The organism is Variovorax paradoxus (assembly GCF_902712855.1).
GTDB classification, from domain to species: domain Bacteria; phylum Pseudomonadota; class Gammaproteobacteria; order Burkholderiales; family Burkholderiaceae_C; genus Variovorax; species Variovorax paradoxus_Q.
Genome location: NZ_LR743507.1, coordinates 2,035,913 through 2,051,414, shown reverse-complemented (window position 1 = coordinate 2,051,414; position 15,502 = coordinate 2,035,913). Strand labels below are relative to the sequence as shown.

13 protein-coding genes are annotated in these 15,502 nt (G+C 70.6%); 8 read left to right on the top strand and 5 right to left on the bottom strand.

Translation table 11 applies throughout. From position 1 onward, the window contains the following. Positions 1-6 precede the first annotated feature (6 nt). From AACL56_RS09155 to AACL56_RS09130, 6 genes are read left to right on the top strand one after another with little or no spacing between them, the layout of a single operon-like run. Complete coding sequence (locus AACL56_RS09155) at positions 7-4,713, top strand: hypothetical protein (protein ID WP_339089525.1); 4,707 nt, start codon at positions 7-9, stop codon at positions 4,711-4,713. Continuing rightward, on the top strand, positions 4,647-4,829 hold the full coding sequence (locus tag AACL56_RS09150) for a hypothetical protein (RefSeq protein WP_339089524.1): 183 nt from the start codon (positions 4,647-4,649) through the stop codon (positions 4,827-4,829). Before AACL56_RS09155 ends, AACL56_RS09150 begins: the two co-directional genes overlap by 67 nt. A 59-nt stretch (positions 4,830-4,888) precedes the next feature. After that, positions 4,889-5,596: a M35 family metallo-endopeptidase gene (locus AACL56_RS09145; protein WP_339089523.1), complete on the top strand. Its 708-nt coding sequence runs from the start codon at positions 4,889-4,891 to the stop codon at positions 5,594-5,596. Positions 5,597-5,604: 8 nt separating this feature from the next. Further along, on the top strand, positions 5,605-7,062 hold the full coding sequence (locus AACL56_RS09140; RefSeq protein ID WP_339089522.1) for a DUF4157 domain-containing protein: 1,458 nt from the start codon (positions 5,605-5,607) through the stop codon (positions 7,060-7,062). A 12-nt stretch (positions 7,063-7,074) separates the two neighbouring features. Further along, positions 7,075-7,611, top strand: coding sequence for a hypothetical protein (locus AACL56_RS09135; protein WP_339089521.1), 537 nt, complete (start codon positions 7,075-7,077; stop codon positions 7,609-7,611). Then, positions 7,559-9,304, top strand: coding sequence for an eCIS core domain-containing protein (locus AACL56_RS09130; RefSeq protein WP_339089520.1), 1,746 nt, complete (start codon positions 7,559-7,561; stop codon positions 9,302-9,304). Before AACL56_RS09135 ends, AACL56_RS09130 begins: the two co-directional genes overlap by 53 nt. A 57-nt stretch (positions 9,305-9,361) precedes the next feature. On the opposite strand, the gene AACL56_RS09125 is transcribed toward AACL56_RS09130, so the two are convergent. The 5 genes from AACL56_RS09125 to AACL56_RS09105 form a co-directional block, all read right to left on the bottom strand. Next, the gene (locus AACL56_RS09125; protein ID WP_339089519.1) at positions 9,362-10,381 is read right to left on the bottom strand and encodes a sigma-54 dependent transcriptional regulator; all 1,020 of its coding nucleotides are present in this window, start codon (positions 10,379-10,381) and stop codon (positions 9,362-9,364) included. A gap of 192 nt (positions 10,382-10,573) precedes the next feature. Beyond that, a complete protein-coding gene (locus AACL56_RS09120; RefSeq protein WP_339089518.1) occupies positions 10,574-11,350 on the bottom strand; it encodes a spermidine synthase in 777 nt (258 codons plus the stop codon). Further along, positions 11,350-11,859 (bottom strand): DNA-deoxyinosine glycosylase, encoded by a 510-nt coding sequence (locus AACL56_RS09115; protein WP_425337002.1) that lies wholly within the window; start codon positions 11,857-11,859, stop codon positions 11,350-11,352. Before AACL56_RS09115 ends, AACL56_RS09120 begins: the two co-directional genes overlap by 1 nt. An 85-nt stretch (positions 11,860-11,944) precedes the next feature. Then, positions 11,945-12,337, bottom strand: coding sequence for a hypothetical protein (locus AACL56_RS09110; RefSeq protein WP_339089516.1), 393 nt, complete (start codon positions 12,335-12,337; stop codon positions 11,945-11,947). Positions 12,338-12,467: 130 nt separating this feature from the next. After that, positions 12,468-13,328 (bottom strand): TatD family hydrolase, encoded by an 861-nt coding sequence (locus AACL56_RS09105; protein WP_339089514.1) that lies wholly within the window; start codon positions 13,326-13,328, stop codon positions 12,468-12,470. Between the two features lie 86 nt (positions 13,329-13,414). Here AACL56_RS09105 and AACL56_RS09100 point away from each other — a divergent pair, with 86 nt between their 5' ends. Continuing rightward, the gene (locus AACL56_RS09100; RefSeq protein ID WP_339089513.1) at positions 13,415-14,413 is read left to right on the top strand and encodes a S1C family serine protease; all 999 of its coding nucleotides are present in this window, start codon (positions 13,415-13,417) and stop codon (positions 14,411-14,413) included. A gap of 31 nt (positions 14,414-14,444) precedes the next feature. Beyond that, entirely contained in the window at positions 14,445-15,467 is a 1,023-nt protein-coding gene (locus AACL56_RS09095) for an AAA family ATPase (protein WP_339089512.1), read from the top strand. Positions 15,468-15,502 lie beyond the last annotated feature (35 nt).

Genomic DNA, 15,502 nt, shown 5'->3' with positions numbered 1-15,502 from the left:
GCTCTCATGCAAGGCGATTTCTCCAACCTCGACTTCGACCCGCATGCGCACGAACGCGGCGTGGCACCCGCGGCTAACGGCGTGCTGCGCAACGTCAACGGCGTGCTGCACCAGCAGGGCCGCGTGTCGCTGGACACCGATTTCACCGACGCCCAGCTGCTCGAGCTGGGCTGGCAGGGCCAGGCAGGGCGCGACATCATCGGCGCGGGCGTGTGCGCGGTGCCGGCCACCGAGCCCGACGGCTTCAAGGTGCAGTCGGCCGCGGTGGTGAACGGGCAGGTGCACGTGCAGCTGCACCCGGGGCGCGCCTGGGCGGACGGCATCCTGGCGCGGCTGGCCGGCGCGGCCGCGGACCCCGCCGCGCTGGTCGAGCGCACGGCCGCCTACTTCGGCCCGCCGCTCTCGAGCCCGTTGCCCACGGCCGACAGCATCGACGACGGCATCCGCGACGCGGTGATCCTCGAGGTGTCGGAGGAATCGCTGCATGGCTTCCAGTACCCCGAGCGGCTCATCGAACCTGCGCTCGGCGGCCCCGACACCACCGAGCGCGCGTACGTCAACTACCGCATCCGGCTGCTGCGGCTGGGGCCCGACGAAGACTGCGAGACGATCCGCGGCAGGCTGCGCGACGACCTCTCCGCCAAGGGGCGGCTCACCGCATCGCTCGCGCCGGTGATCGCCATCGCGGGCGACTGCCCGGTGGTCGGCGGCGGCGGGTACACGGGCTTCGAGCACAACCTGTACCGCATCGAGATCGCCGACACCGCCGCCGGCGCGTCGCGCTTCAAGTGGTCGCAATGGAACGGCGGTCTCGCCGGGCGCGGGCGCTTCGACGCCACCGTGAACCCGCCGCGCGTGACCGTCGACGCCGGGCGCGCGGCCGTCATCCATTCGGGGCTGAACGCCTTCTACCTGGAGGCGCTGCAGTACGACGAGGCCATCGGCGCCTGGCAGGTGACCTATGGCGCCATGGCCACGCTCACCACCGACCACGACCTCGAACTGACGGTGCCGCCCGTGTTCGGTGCCCTGCCCTCGACCACGGACTCGGTGTTCTTCCGGCTGTGGAACGGCATCGAGGACATCGCGGCGTTCACCAACGCCATCGACCCGGTCGAGCTGCGCGACGGCATCCGGCTGGCGTTCGACGCGCCCGCGAACGGCAACTACCGCGCGGGCGACTACTGGACCTTCGCGGTGCGCGCGGGCGAGATCGCCAACCCCGCCGTGCTGGTGGACGACGCGCCGCCCGTGGGCATCGTCTACCACCGCGTGGCGCTGGCCGAGATCGACTGGACCGGGCGCCGCAACACCGACATCTCCGGCGCCATCGAGGACTGCCGCAAGCGCTTCCGCCCGCTCACCAACCAGAAGATCTGCTGCACCTTCCTGGTCGGCGACGGCGTGTCGAGCTTCGGCGACTTCAACGAACTCGAGGAGGCCGCGCGCCACCTGCCGCTGGCCGGCGGCGAGCTCTGCCTGCTGCCCGGCCTGCACCGCGCCAACCTCGCGCTCACGGGCCGGCGCAACGTGGTCATCCACGGCTGCGCGCGCCGCTCCATCGTGCTGCCGCGCACCGACACGCGCACGCTGCCGATCCTGTCGTTCACCGACTGCGACGGCATCGAGGTGCGCGAGCTCGACCTCGTCACCTACGACGGCATCGCCGTGGCCATCGAAGGAACCGCCGAGGGCAGCTGCCGCGACCTGCGTGTGCACGGCTGCCGCATGATCGCGCGCACCAACGCCATCCGCGCGACGCAGGCGGCGGCGCTGAAGATCGACGACAACCGGCTGCACCTGCTCGACACCGTGGACGGGCGCGCCACCGTGTCGATCAACGCCGACGACGTGCTGATCGAGCGCAACACCCTGGTGCTGCTGCCCTTCGTGGACGACACGCCCAACGACCCCGACACGCCCGACGACGACCCCACGCGCGACCCGGCCGACCCGTGCGCGCGGCCGCAGGTGATCTACCGCTTTCCCAAGCTGGTGCTGCTCTATGCCTTCAAGGTGTGGGCCTTCGCGCTGGTCAAGCTGGTGCCAAGGCAGCCGTACCGCGCCTTCGGCGGCATCCATGTGCGCGAAGGTTCGGAGCGCGTGCGCATCCTGGAGAACCGCATCGTGGGCGGCGGCGGCAACGGCGTCACGCTGGGCGGCGACATCGACCCGCCACCGCCGGTGATCATCCTGCGCGCCAGCGGCAGCGACAGCCTGCGCGCATCGCTGTCGACCGCCACAGCGGCCGCCGCCGCGCCCGAAGCCCCGGCGGCAGCGGTCAACGTGACGGCCAGCGGACAGTTCATCGCGCTGGTGCAGGACGAGAAAGGCAAGCCGGTGCCCGAGGTCGACGTGTACCTCGAGGCCGGCACCACCGCCACCGACCGCAGCGACGCGCAGGGCATGGCCAGCGTGAAGACCGCCGCGGGCGCCTACACGCTGGACGTGTCGCCGCAGTACCGCGTGCTGCGCGTGGCCGAGGCGCGCGATGCCGATGGCGTGCTGGTGAACGCGGTGACCGTCGCGCCGCGCGCGGTGAACGCCGCGGCGGCCCGTCGCGGCTTCCTGCACGGGATCGGCATCGAGGGCAACGACATCTCGATGATGGGCCTGTCGGGCATCGGCTTCGCGTTGCGCGAGGGCGCCACGCTGGCGGCCGCGGCGCCGGCGGTGCCGGTCAACGACCCCAAGGGGGCGCTGCTGGCGTACATTGACGCGGCGATCCTGAACCTCGCGCTCACGCCGCTGCTGCGCGCCACCGACCTGGTGCGCGACATGACCATCCTGGCCAACCGGCTGCACGACAACCTGCGCAATCCCTTCACCGACGCGATGCGCAAGGATGCGCAGGTGATCGGGCGCGGCGGCATCTCGCTGGCCGTGGTCGAGTCGGTCGTGATCTCGGGCAACCACGTGTACGAGAACGGACCCCATGCCATCGACCCGGTGTGCGGCGTGTTCGTGGGCTACGGCAACGACCTCGAGATCACCGACAACGTGCTGGCCGGCAACGGCACGGTGGCCATCGGCGCCGACGACAACCGCCAGCAGGGGCTGCGCGGCGGCATCTACATCCGCTTCGCCGGCGCGCTGACCTCGCAGTATTCGAGCTCCAGCGGGCGCAAGCCGGCGCTGCGCGTGCACGACAACCGCGTCGACCAGCCGGCCGGGCGCGCGCTGTCCAGCTATGCCTTCGGACCGGTGTCGGTGGCCAACAACCACCTCAACAGCGAGTACAGCGGGCGCTTCGGGCTGCTCGACACCGTCGTGGGCGGCGTGCTGCTGTTCAACCTGGGCGGCATCCACCGGCTGCTCGCGCGCACGCTGGGCAAGTACTTCGACAACGCCAATGCCTACGCGGCGCGCGCCGAGCTGGTGCTGCCTGGCGGCGAGACGCTGTTCGACGACAACTACGTGCGGCTGGGCAGCGTGAACCGCTCGCTCGTGTCGCAGGCGCTGCTGTGCTTCGACGACCTGGGCTACTCGGCCAACACCTCGTCCGTGTTCCGGCGCGAGCCCTTCCTGGCCAACGCGGTGCTGATGGGCGACACGGTGCGCGCCACCGGCTCGCGCTTCCGCGAGGATGCGAACCACACCATCTCGGCGCTGACGCAGGGCTTTCGCACCAACATCACCGCGCTGAACCAGGCCGACCACTGCATCGTGGCGCGGCCCGCCCGCGCGGGCACGAACCCGCTGCCCACCGTCGACACGCCCAACCAGGTGCTGGACGCGGCCTTCTGCGAGCGCACCTTCGGCAACGGTGCCGGACTGGCGCAGTTCGCCACGCAATCGCTCTCGGCCAACGCGCGCGAACTGGGCGGCACGCTGCCCGACAACGCCTTCACCACGGCCGAGATGGGCAACCTCTCGCGCAAGTACGCCGCGCGCTCGATGGCCGTGGCCAACGAGACGCACGTGGCCACCACCAAGGCCTACAGCTACGAGGCACAGCGCCTGTCGGTGAAGCTGGGCGCCGACCATCCGGTGGCGCAGGCGCTGCAGGCACAGGCCGACGCCGGCGCCGAGACCTCGCGGGTGATCGCGAGCAGCGCCGAGGTGGCGACGGTGCAGGTGCCGACGGCGGTGGACGGCGGCGCCACGCTGGGCGGGCGCTTCGTCAACGTGCGCGGCCAGGGCCAGCAGGGCTACGTGGTGGGCCTGCTGCGCGCCAACGGCACGCAGATCGACGTGGTGGGAACCACCGACGCGGCCGGCGCGTTCTCTGCCGTGTACGACCCCAAGCAGACGGCCGCGCTGGAGAAGGAAGGCGACCTGTTCCTGCGCGTGACCGACGCGGCCGGCAAGCAGGAGATCGTGCGCAGCAAGGACCCCGTGCGCCTGGGCCCCGGCGCCAACGTGCAGGTCACGCTGACCGGGCCGGTGCGCATCGTGCCGAAGTCGGTGGCGGTGGACGGCACGGTGATCTTCGGCACGCGGACGACGCCCTCTGCGCCGCCTCCGCCCCGCCTCCCTCACCGCCGGCACCGCCTGCGCCGACCCCACCGGCGCCCACACCGGCGCCCACACCGCCGGCACCGCCGCCGCCCGCGCCCAAGGTACGCACACCGCTGGAAAGGCTGGACGTTGACGAAGCCACGCGAAAGCGGCTCAATGCAGCAGGCATCGTCGATGTCGAGGGCGTGCTGGAGATCGCGCCCGCCAAGCTTGCCGATGCACTGGGCGACAAGCAGCAGGCGGCCACGCTGATCGAACGCGCGAAGCGCATCCTGGCGGCCAGCCCGCCACCCGCGCCGTCGCCAGTGACGCCCGTGCGGCCGGTCGGCCGCGCGGCAGGCAGGAAGACGCCGAAGAAGAAGCCGTAGCGGCCGGTGGCCGTCCACGATTTCATCGACTTCATGGGTGTGTGCCGAAGGAGAACGCAATGCCGGTCTTCCAATCCGCCAACCGCAGCGCCAGCGAGCCGCGCCATGCACGCCGCGCGTCGGGCGCTGCCATGCGCTCTTCGCTGCCATCGGCATCGCCGGCACCGTCGTCGTGCGCCTGCGGCGGCACCTGCCCGCGCTGCGCCGGCAGGCAGGAGGGCGGCGAGCGCCACGACGGCGTGGTGCACGGGCCCGCGGGCTCGTCCAACACCTTCACCGACTGCCCGGCCAACTGGAAGCCCGTCGCCAACGCGGCGCGCACGCTGGGTGCGAGCTGGCTCGCCAACGTGGTGGCCGGCCTGGGCGCGTTGCCCAGCCCGATACCGGCGAAGGTCGCGACGCTGCTGAGCCGGCACTTCCACACCACCTACAGCAAGGACATCGCGACCATCCTGGAGCGCTACCGCAAGCTCAACACGGCGATCAACCAGGCCATCGATTTCCAGTGCGAGACATCGTGCGACAAGGACGTGCTGGCCTACGTCTACTCCGTATGGAGCGACCTGCACGTGTGCCCCTACTGGTTCAACTCCGCGGCCGACCTGCAGGCCAGCACGGTGGTCCACGAGCTGGCGCACGACGTGATCGGCGCCGACGACAACGCCTACGAATGGGAGACCGCCAAGTACGCGGGCATGTCGGTGAGCGATGCCATGGACAACGCCGATTCGTACGCGCACTTCGCGTGGGACGCCTCCAAGCCCTGAGCATCGCCATGCCCGACGCCGCCTCCGCCACGAAGAAGCCTGCCACGCCGCATCGCAGCGCGGCCGCGATGCACGCGAAGACGCAGGTGCAGCGGCGCGAAAGGCGCATTCCCGCGGCCTCGCGGCCGGCGCCGCAGCGTGCGCCCGCCGCCTGCTCGTGCGGCGGCGGATGCCCGCGCTGCAAGGCGAAGGCCGCGGAGGCCACGCAGGGCGCGCACGGCCCGGCGGTGAGCCGGCCCGGCGACTTCCACGAGCGCGAGGCCGACGCCATGGCCGCGCGCATCGTTGCGGGCGGCCGGGCGCGGGGTGCGTCGGCGCGCGGCGTGGGGCTGCAGCGCGCGGCGCGTTCCGGTGCACCGGCGCGCGCACCCCAGGGCCTCGACAGCGGCGGCCTGCGCTCGGCCTCCCGGCCGCTCGACGAGGCCACGCGCAGCTTCATGGAATCGGGCTTCGGCGCCGACTTCGGCGCGGTTCGCGTGCACACCGGCAGCGAGGCGGCGCGCAGCGCGACGGGCGTGCATGCGCGCGCCTACACGGTGGGCAACGATATCGTGTTCGGCCCCGGCGAATACGCGCCCGCCAGCACGAGCGGCAGGCGCCTGCTGGCGCACGAACTCGCGCACGTGGTGCAGCAATCGCGCGGCGAGGGCATCTTCTCGCTGCAGCGCGCGCCCACCATCGAGGTGCTGCCCGCCGACTTCATCGGGCCGCCTTCGCCCACGCAGCGCCGCGCGGCCGTGTCATGCCCCATCTCGTGCTGCTTCCAGCGCCTGGGCACGCTGCACGCGATGCCGCTGGCGTACACCGACGTGCGCCGCGGCCCGGCGGCGGCCGGCAGCGCGCTGGCCTCGGGCATCGCGGCCGAGCTGCATTTCATGGCCGACGCGCACCAGCCCGCGGCCGGCAACGGTTGCCACTGCGACGAGTTCCACATGATCCAGATCATCAACAGCACGCATCCGTACGACGCGCGCGGGCGCTCCGACTTCGTCGACAACGACCCCAACAGCGCCCAGCCCTTCTACGGCACGCCTTCGGGCCCGTACCTCGCGGGGCAGGGCGAACACCAGATCCCCACGGGCTTTCCGCTGCCCGACGCAGGCGAACGCATCACCAGCACCGAGTCGATCTACGACATTCCGTACCGCACCCCGGGCATGCTGGGCACCACCAGCCTGAGCTGGATGGCGGAGACCTGCGTGTCGTGCGTGAAGAGCAACGCGCCCGATCGCGTGCTGGGCTGCGTTACCTATGGCTTCACGCGCAACTACAACGGCACCACGCACGCGTTCGATCCGATGGTGGCGGTGTCGCCCGACTGCCGGTCGTTCCCTTCGCAGGCGTTTGCAACCACGCTGCGCACCGACCGCACCACCACCGGCTACGACTTCGAGGCCGGGCCGGACTTTGCAGAATGTCCCGTCGGCGATTTCCCCACGCCAAGCGGCGACACCCGCGTGGCCTGAGGAACACGCGCCATGACCGCCGCCACCTTCCCTTTCGAGGCCATCGAGGGCCACGGCTTCGTGCATCCGCCGGCTGCGCACCTGGCGATCGACCTGCTGGCGCTGTTGCGTCCTGCCTCGGGCGCGCACGAGATCCGCGTGCGCGTGGTGCCCGGCGCGCAGCTCCCGGCGACCCTGGCCGGCGGCAGCTTCATCGGTCTGACGCCGTCGGTGCCGGTGTCGGCCGCATCGCTGCATGGCGGCTGGCTGGTGGGACGCGTGCCGGGCCGCTTCTTCACCACCGACACGGCGACGCCGGTGCGGCTCGACGCGGAAGGCACGGCATGGGCGATCGACTTCAACATCTCGCACATCGAAAACCCGAACGGCATCGCGGCACCTTGCGACCTGTGGGTGCTGCTGGGCCTGCACGCGGGCGAGCCCACGCCCCACACGCTGCGCGTGCGCTTTCCCCAGCGCTGGGTGGGCCCGGACGGACAGGAGACGGCACACGGCGATGCGGCGCCGGGCTCGATGGCGGCGGAGAGCTTCCAGCTTGAATTCCGCTAGCGGGCGCGCAGGACGCGCAAGCCGCAGCCGCGGCACAGGCCCTTCACCGGCATCGAAGGGGCAGGCGGCGCAGGCATCACCGCGCTCGCGGGACATGGACACGGCCAGCGCGCGCACCGCCGCGGTCCCCGCGCGTGCCGCCGGCGCATGTGCCTGCGGTGGCACGTGCCCGCAATGCGTGGCAGCGCGCCGGGGCACGCACTTGCCTGCTGCGATTCGCACACCGCTCGAACGCGGGCTGGGGATGCCTCTGGACAAGGTGCGCCTGCATGCCGGCGACGCGCAGGCGCAGCGCGCGGGCGCTCGCGCGTTCGCCTCGGAAGATGCCGTGGTTTTCGGCGGACCGGCGCCGTCCACCGCGCGCATCGGCGGCCGCTTCCTGCTGGCGCATGAACTCGCGCACGTCGCGCAACTTCGCAACGCGGGACAGCATCGCGAGAGCGAAGGCAGCGGCCGCGACGCCGGCGCGGAACGCGAAGCCGACCACACGGCCGCGCGCTTCGCCTTCGGCCTGCAGCCGCACCCGGTCAGGCACCGTCCCGCAGCCGGCGCACTGCTCGCAAGCCCGCTGTCCGACAGCGTCGACGCGATCTGGCTCTCGGCCGCGGACAAGGGCCGCGTGTTCGACGCGCTGCGCATGCAGTCGCCGGTGGCCGACGCGGACCTCGACCGGCTGCTGGAGCGCATCTTCGCCGCCGGTTCCGACGACCTGTGGCTGGCGCGGACCATCGTGCGCAACGGCCCCGAGCCGCTGTGGCCCGCCGCGGACTTCGACGAGCGCCGGCGACGCCAGCGCGACCACGGCTGGGCGGAGGAACGCGGCGGCATCGGCGCGTCGCTGCTCACCACGGCGGGCGGGCGATCGGTCGATGCGTTCTTCTTCCCCGGCACCAGCGACGAACGGGCACTCGTGATCGCAGGCGTGCACGGCTCGGAGCAAGGCGGCATCGAGGTCGCGCAGATGCTGATCCAGACGCTGCAGAACGCGGTGCTGCGGCCCTACTACACGGTCATCGTCGTGCCCACGCTGTTTCCCGACAACGCCGCCACGCGCACGCGCGAAGGCACGACGCCCACCAACCGCAACTTTCCGAGCCCCGGCCGGGGCCTGGACGCGGCCACGCCCGCGAGCGGGACGCCGATGGACGCAGGCTCGCCGCCGCGCGCGATCCTGCCGGAGAACATCGCGCTGATGCGGCTGATCGAACGCTTCCGGCCGAGCCGCATCGCGAGCGTGCACGGCTCGACCACGCGCAGCGCGGCCGGCATCTTCAGCGACGCGCACACGGTGTCGGCGGCGGCGCACGCGCGGGCCGGCGGCGCCGCGGGCGCGGCAGCGCTCGAGACCCTGGCGGCCGCGCGCACCGCGAGCGACCAGTCCCTGGCGCTCTCGATGGCGCGCGACATGACGCGACGCGGCTTCGGCCGGGGCGTGCAGGGCAACCACCTCGCAGGCACGCCGACCACCGGCTGGAGCGGCGCGATACCGGGCGGCACCTCGCTGGGCGGCTGGGGACCGCAGGACATCACCGAGGGCCGCGCGACCGACCGGCCGTCGATGAGCATCATCACGGTGGAGGTGGCCACCAACACGCGCAGCACCGACCTGCGCGGCACAGCCGCCACGGCACGTGCGGCCGAACTGGCGAGCTACCGCGACGTGATCCAGGACATCTTCCTCGGGCCGCCATGAGGGACAGCGCTGCGCAGCCGCATGGGTGGCACGTGCACGGCACGCGCGGCGCGCTCGTCAATTGGCGACCGTCACGCCGCGTCGGTCGATGCCGTACTTCTTCAGCAGCTTGCCGAAGGCGCGCCGCTCCTTGCCCGCGATGCGCGCGGCCTGCGTGACGTTGCCTCCGGACTGCCGCAGCACGTTGACCACGTAGTCGCGCTCGAACATGCGCACCGCCTCGGCCTTGGCGTCCTGGAAGTTCGCGGGGCCGCTGGTGTGCCAGCGCATCGGGTCGTCGCCGCGTGCCGGCATGGCGTGCGGGCCGGCGTGGCCCACGGTGTTGCCGTCGGCCATGAGCAGTTCGCGGTGCACCCAGTTCTCCAGCTCGCGCACGTTGCCGGGCCATGGCTGGCCGCTCAGCCACTCGAGCGTGGCGGCATCGAAGCGGCGGCCCGGCAGGCCGTACTTGGCGCAGAAGGCCTCGAGGAAATGGCGCGCCAGCAGCTCGGCGTCGCCCGGACGCTCGCGCAGCGCGGGCAGGCGAACATGCAGGATCTTCAGACGGTACATGAGGTCGGCGCGGAAGCGGCCGCCCTCCACCGCCATGTCGAGCGGCTGGTTGGTGGCGGTGACCAGCCGCACGTCGGTGCGCAGCTCGCGCGCGCTGCCGAGCGGCCGGTAGCGCTGGTCCTGCGCGAAACGCAGCAGCACCACCTGCGCCTTGGCGCTCAGCGCATCGACCTCATCGAGAAACAGCGTGCCGCCGTTGGCTTCGGCCACGAGGCCGCGCCGCGCGGCCTTGGCATCGGTGAAGGCGCCGCGTTCATGGCCGAAGAGCTCGGCCTCGAGCAGGTGGTCGGGCAGGGCGCCGCAGTTGACGGGCACGAACGGGCCCTTGCTGCGCTGGCCCCATGCATGCACCGCGCGCGCGGCGAGCTCCTTGCCGCAGCCGGTCTCGCCTTCGACCAGCACCGGCGCATCGCTGGCTGCCACGCGGCGCAGCTGGCCGAGCATGCCGACGAAGCGGGGCGACGCGCCGACGAGGGGCTGGCCCGACACATCGACGCCATGGCCGGTGTGAAGCTCGCTCGGCAAAGGCGAAAGAAAGCAGGCTTGGAACACGCAATGACCCGGATGGTGGATGACGCGGAGGAGATCGACTGGCGAGCCATCGTGTGCCGAGGCCCTCCCCCGGTCAATATTCCATTAGTGAAGGCACACCTTCCGTACTACCGATTTCCGTAGGAAGTTAAGCGGAAAGGCCTCTCCCGGGGGCGCGAAGATGTTTCACAACGAAACCTGCATGGGCTTGAACACGCGCAGCCACTTCGGCGCGGGCAGGTTCCAGCGGGTCTGGATCGTCTGTGCGCGCTCGGCCAGCAGCTCGCGCTTGGGACGGCTCGGAGTGCGCTGTGCCAGCACCACGGTGTTGCCTTCACGCGTCGGCTTGAAGGCCCACACCGCTGCGGGGCCGAACGCGCCGGCGATCTTCTCGAGGCTGCGCTCGTAGCTCGACGAACGGCCGAACAGGTTGACGGTCATGCAGCCGTCCTCGGTGAGCAGCGCGCGGCAGTCGGCATAGAACTCCTCGCTGTCGAGCACCGGCGCGGCGGCCTCGTGGTCGTACAGGTCGACCTGCAGCGCGTCCACCGTGCCATGCCATTCGGGCTTGCGGATCTCGGCGGCCGCGTCGGCGATCACCACGCGCAGCTTCGCGTCGTCGGCCGGCAGCTTGAACCAGCCGCGGCAGGCCGACACCACCTGCGGGTTGAGCTCGATGGCGGTGGTGCGCATGCGCAGGATCTTGCGGCTGAACTTGGTGAGCGTGGCCGCGCCCAGGCCGAGCTGCATGGCGTGGCGCGACGCCACGGTCTTGCCGTCGGCGAACAGCAGCCAGGCCATCATGCGCTGCACGTACTCGAGTTCGATCTCGAAGGGGGCGTCGAGCTTCATCGAACCCTGGACCCATTCGGTGCCCAGGTGAAGGTAGCGGATGTCGCCCCAGTCGGAGAAGTTGACTTCGGGGAGGACGATCGGTCTGGCGGTTGTTTTGCTCGATGCCATCAGAGGAGGTGGTGGGCGGCGAAAACCTCGCGCCAGGCCGCGAGCTTGCGCTCGAAGCTCCACGACGCGTTGGCGGGGCTGGTGGATGGCAGCGAATGAACGGGCACCCCGAGGGTGCGCGTGTGGCGTGCGTGCTTGAAGCTCTCGCCGCCGTTGTGCGCGATGGCCGCGAGCCTGGGCAGGTGCAGCCCCGCGATGTCGTTCACCACCGGCGAACGGATCGCCGAGTCGAGGCTGCCTTCGCGCTCGCAGGCGCCGTACACGTCCCACACGCCGAGGCCGCGGTCGAGCAGCCATCGGCAGCGCGGGCCGTAGCTGTCGGCGCCCGAAGGCTGGGGAATGTCGGGCCACACGGCTTGCAGGATCTTCCAGAACTGGTTTTGGGGGTGTGCATAGTACTGCTGCCGTTCGAGCGACTTGACCCCGGGGAAGCTGCCGAGGATGAGCACCGACGTGTCGGGCGAGACGACGGGCGCGAGGCCGGTGAGCACGGCGGCGGAGGAATTCATGGGCGGCATCGTGCCACTTTCGCGGCCCATGAAAAAACCCGCCGAGGCGGGTTCTTTCGCGGGCCGCAGAGGCTGCCTTGCAGGCTTACTTCTTGGCGGCTTCGTTCTCGGCCGTGCCGGGGATCTTCTCGCCAATGGCGGCGCCGGTGCTGCGCATGCCGTCGGCTGCCTTGTGGCCGGTGTTCTCGACCGCTTCACCGGTCTTGGCGGCCGCGTTCTTGGTGGCGTTGGTGGCCTTCTTGGTGGTGCGCTTGGTGGCATTCCAGGCCTTCTTGCTACCTTCTTCGGTGGCGTTGACGGCCTTCTTGGTGGTGCGCTTGGTGGCGTCGACGGCGTTGGAGCCGGCTTCCTTCACCTTCTCGGTGGTCGTGGGTTCAGCCGTTGCAGGCGCTGCGGTTTGTGCCACGGCCGACACGCCGATGGAGGCGAGCGCCAGTGCAAGGACGACGGGCATGGTGCGAACGAAAGACGTGGTCATTAAAGGCTCCTTGTCGGATTAAGTTTTGAAGTGACTCGCTTGCCACTGAACCAGCAACGAACTGGTGAAGCCCGAGGATGACAGCAAATCCACGGCATCTGCACACCTGGTTGCAGGTCGGGACGTTGGCCTACGCGCGATGCGGCGGACGTTCCGACACGTGCATCAGACTTTCGAGCCGTGGCAGCGTTTCGAGTGCATTCCGGGTGGTGGCCTCGGCCAGTTCGTCGATGCCGATGCCCCGCAGGCCGGCCATGACCTCGGCGATGCGCGACAGCTCGCCGGGGTCGTTGCGGCCCTGCGGTTCGCCGGCGTCGCGCTGTGCCTGCGTCCGGTAGAGCCAGTGCGGCTGGATGTCGGGAGCGTCGGTCTCCAGGACGATCGACCCGAGCGGCAGGCCGCTGGCCAGCCGGCGCAACTGCAATGCACGGTCGAAGGTGACGGCGCCGCCGAAGCCCAGCTTCAGCCCGAGGTCGGTGCAGGCCTGCGCCTGCTGCCCGCTGCCGTTGAATGCATGCGCGATGCCCAGCCAGGGCTTTCCGCCGGCAGTCTGTCGCAGGTGCTTGAGCACCTTGTCGACCGAGCGCCGCACATGGATGAGCACGGGTAACCCGTGCTTGCGTGCCAGTTGCAACTGAGTGTGAAAAAAGCGCTCCTGCCGCGGGCCGTCGAGGCTTTCGACGAAATAGTCGAGCCCGATCTCGCCGACCGCCACCAGCCGCGGGTCGTCGCGCCGCGCAGTGAGCTCGGCGTCGAGCGCGTCGAGGTCGTCGTCCTTCGCCTCGCCGGTGCACAGCGGATGGATGCCCAGCGCATAGGCATCGCCTTGCGCATGGGCCAGCTCGCGCACGGCGGCGAAGTTGAAGACCGCCACCGCGGGAATGACGCACATCGCCACCCCGCGTTCGGCGGCGCGGCGGCGGATGACGGGCATTTCCGCACCGAATTCGGGCGCGTCCAGGTGGCAGTGGGTATCGACGAAGGTAGCCATCGCGCCATGATGCCCGATGGGATGCGCCGCCGAAGAAAGCGTGCTACTGTGAACTCCTTCACGCGATTTTTGCCGGAGGTCCCCCGATGCGCAGGCCCGCCTTCTACAGCCGTTCGCCCCGCACGCTGCCGCCGGCCGCAGACCAGGCGGCCGACCGGGCGGAGGGGCTTGCATCCCCGGAAGCCGCCACTCCTGCACCGGACACGAGCGCGAAAACCGGCTGGCAACCCGGACGCAAGAGCTTCGCGCTGCTCCTCGTGCTGTCGGCCGCGCTGGTCACCGGCGCCGTCCTGTGGGCGCCGCGCCCCGGCGCCAAGGCACTCACCCAGAAGGACATCGACGCGGCCGTGCTGCGCACGCTGCAGACGAACACCCTCCCCTCGCCCGCGGCCAAGGCGGCGGACATCATCCGGCCCTCGGTGGTGCGGGTGGTGAGCTACGGCGAAGAGAAGAACACGCCCGAAGCCAAGACGCAGAAACGCGGGCGCAACCTCGCCAAGGGCAAGCCGCCGGAGGCGCCCAACGACGGCGGACCGGCCGGCGAGGTGGAGCGCGGCGTGGGCACCGGCGTGGTGATCGTCGACAAGGGCGTGATCCTGACCAACCTTCACGTGGTCGCGGGCTCCGACAAGATCAAGGTCACGTTCTACGACGGCCTGGAAGCCGTGGCCACCATCACCGGCGTGCAGCCCGAGAACGACCTCGCGGTGCTGCAGGCGCAGAAGGTGCCCGACGACCTGATTCCCGCCACCATGCGTTCGACCGCTGACCTGCGCTCCGGCGACCAGGTGGCCGCCGTCGGCTTTCCGTTCGGCATCGGGCCGTCGGTGTCGGCGGGCGTGGTGTCGGGCCTGAAGCGTTCGTTCCGCTCGCCCGAGGGCAAGCAGGAACTCGGCAACCTGATCCAGTTCGACGCGGCCGCCAACCCCGGCAACTCGGGCGGGCCGCTCGTCAACATGGACGGCGAGGTGCTGGGCATCGTCACCGCCATCCTGAATCCCACTCAGCAGCGCACCTTCATCGGCATCGGCTTCGCGGTGCCCATCGAGAACGCCGCCGCCGCCGCGGGTTCTCCGCCGTTCTGACACCTTCTTTTCCTCTACGAAAGCCCTTCGCATGAGCACAGAGACCCCCAGCAGCAGCTTCGCCACCCCCGCCGGCACCGCCGAACTGATGGAGCAGATCCTCTACGAGGTGAAGCGCGTGGTCGTGGGCCAGGACCGGTTCCTGGAGCGCGTGATGGTCGCGATGCTCGCGGGCGGGCACCTGCTGGTCGAAGGCGTTCCGGGTCTGGCGAAGACGCTGACCATCAAGACGCTGGCGGACACGGTGCGCGGCCACTTCAAGCGCATCCAGTTCACGCCCGACCTGGTGCCGGCCGACCTCGTGGGCACGCGCATCTACAACCAGAAGACGGGCGAGTTCAGCACTTCGCTGGGTCCGATGTTCGCCAACCTGCTGTTGGCCGACGAGATCAACCGCGCGCCGGCCAAGGTGCAGAGCGCGCTGCTCGAGGTGATGCAGGAACGCCAGGTGACCATCGCCGGCGAGACGCACAAGGTGCCCCGCCCCTTCCTGGTGATGGCCACGCAGAATCCGATCGAGACCGAGGGCACCTATCCGCTGCCCGAGGCGCAGGTCGACCGCTTCATGATGAAGGTGCTGGTCGACTACCCGACGGACGAGGAAGAGTTCGTGATCGTGCAGCGCGTGATCGGCCCGCCGGTCGAGGCCACGGCGGTCGCCACCACCGAGCAGCTCGCGGCATTGCAGGCCGAGGCGCGGCGCGTGTACGTGGACCCCTCGCTGATCCAGTACGCGGTGAAGCTGGTGTCGGCCACGCGCACGCCCGAGAAGCACGGGCTGAAGGACCTGCGCCGCTTCATCACCTTCGGCGCCAGCCCGCGTGCCAGCATCAGCCTGACGGAAGGCGCGCGGGCCCTGGCGCTGCTGCGCGGCCGCAGCTATGCGCTGCCGGAAGACATGACCGCGCTGGTGGCCGACGTGCTTCGCCATCGCGTGACGCTGTCGTACGAAGGTCTCTCCGAGGGCCTGACGCCCGACGGCCTGGTCGAGAAGATCATGCGTGCCGTTCCGGCGCCGCCCAAGCCGCTCGAACATGAAAAGCTGGTGGCCTGAATGAGCACGCCGCCCGTCTTCCTGCACTTCCTGCA

Bases quoted from the DNA above. Each gene is read 5' to 3' on its own strand.
- AACL56_RS09155 (WP_339089525.1), top strand. From the start codon at position 7: ATGCAAGGCGATTTCTCCAACCTCGACTTCGACCCGCATGCGCACGAA.
- AACL56_RS09145 (WP_339089523.1), top strand. From the start codon at position 4,889: ATGCCGGTCTTCCAATCCGCCAACCGCAGCGCCAGCGAGCCGCGCCAT.
- AACL56_RS09140 (WP_339089522.1), top strand. From the start codon at position 5,605: ATGCCCGACGCCGCCTCCGCCACGAAGAAGCCTGCCACGCCGCATCGC.
- AACL56_RS09135 (WP_339089521.1), top strand. From the start codon at position 7,075: ATGACCGCCGCCACCTTCCCTTTCGAGGCCATCGAGGGCCACGGCTTC.
- AACL56_RS09130 (WP_339089520.1), top strand. From the start codon at position 7,559: ATGCGGCGCCGGGCTCGATGGCGGCGGAGAGCTTCCAGCTTGAATTCC.
- AACL56_RS09120 (WP_339089518.1), bottom strand. From the start codon at position 11,350: ATGGCATCGAGCAAAACAACCGCCAGACCGATCGTCCTCCCCGAAGTC.
- AACL56_RS09115 (WP_425337002.1), bottom strand. From the start codon at position 11,859: ATGAATTCCTCCGCCGCCGTGCTCACCGGCCTCGCGCCCGTCGTCTCG.
- AACL56_RS09110 (WP_339089516.1), bottom strand. From the start codon at position 12,337: ATGACCACGTCTTTCGTTCGCACCATGCCCGTCGTCCTTGCACTGGCG.
- AACL56_RS09105 (WP_339089514.1), bottom strand. From the start codon at position 13,328: ATGGCTACCTTCGTCGATACCCACTGCCACCTGGACGCGCCCGAATTC.
- AACL56_RS09100 (WP_339089513.1), top strand. From the start codon at position 13,415: ATGCGCAGGCCCGCCTTCTACAGCCGTTCGCCCCGCACGCTGCCGCCG.
- AACL56_RS09095 (WP_339089512.1), top strand. From the start codon at position 14,445: ATGAGCACAGAGACCCCCAGCAGCAGCTTCGCCACCCCCGCCGGCACC.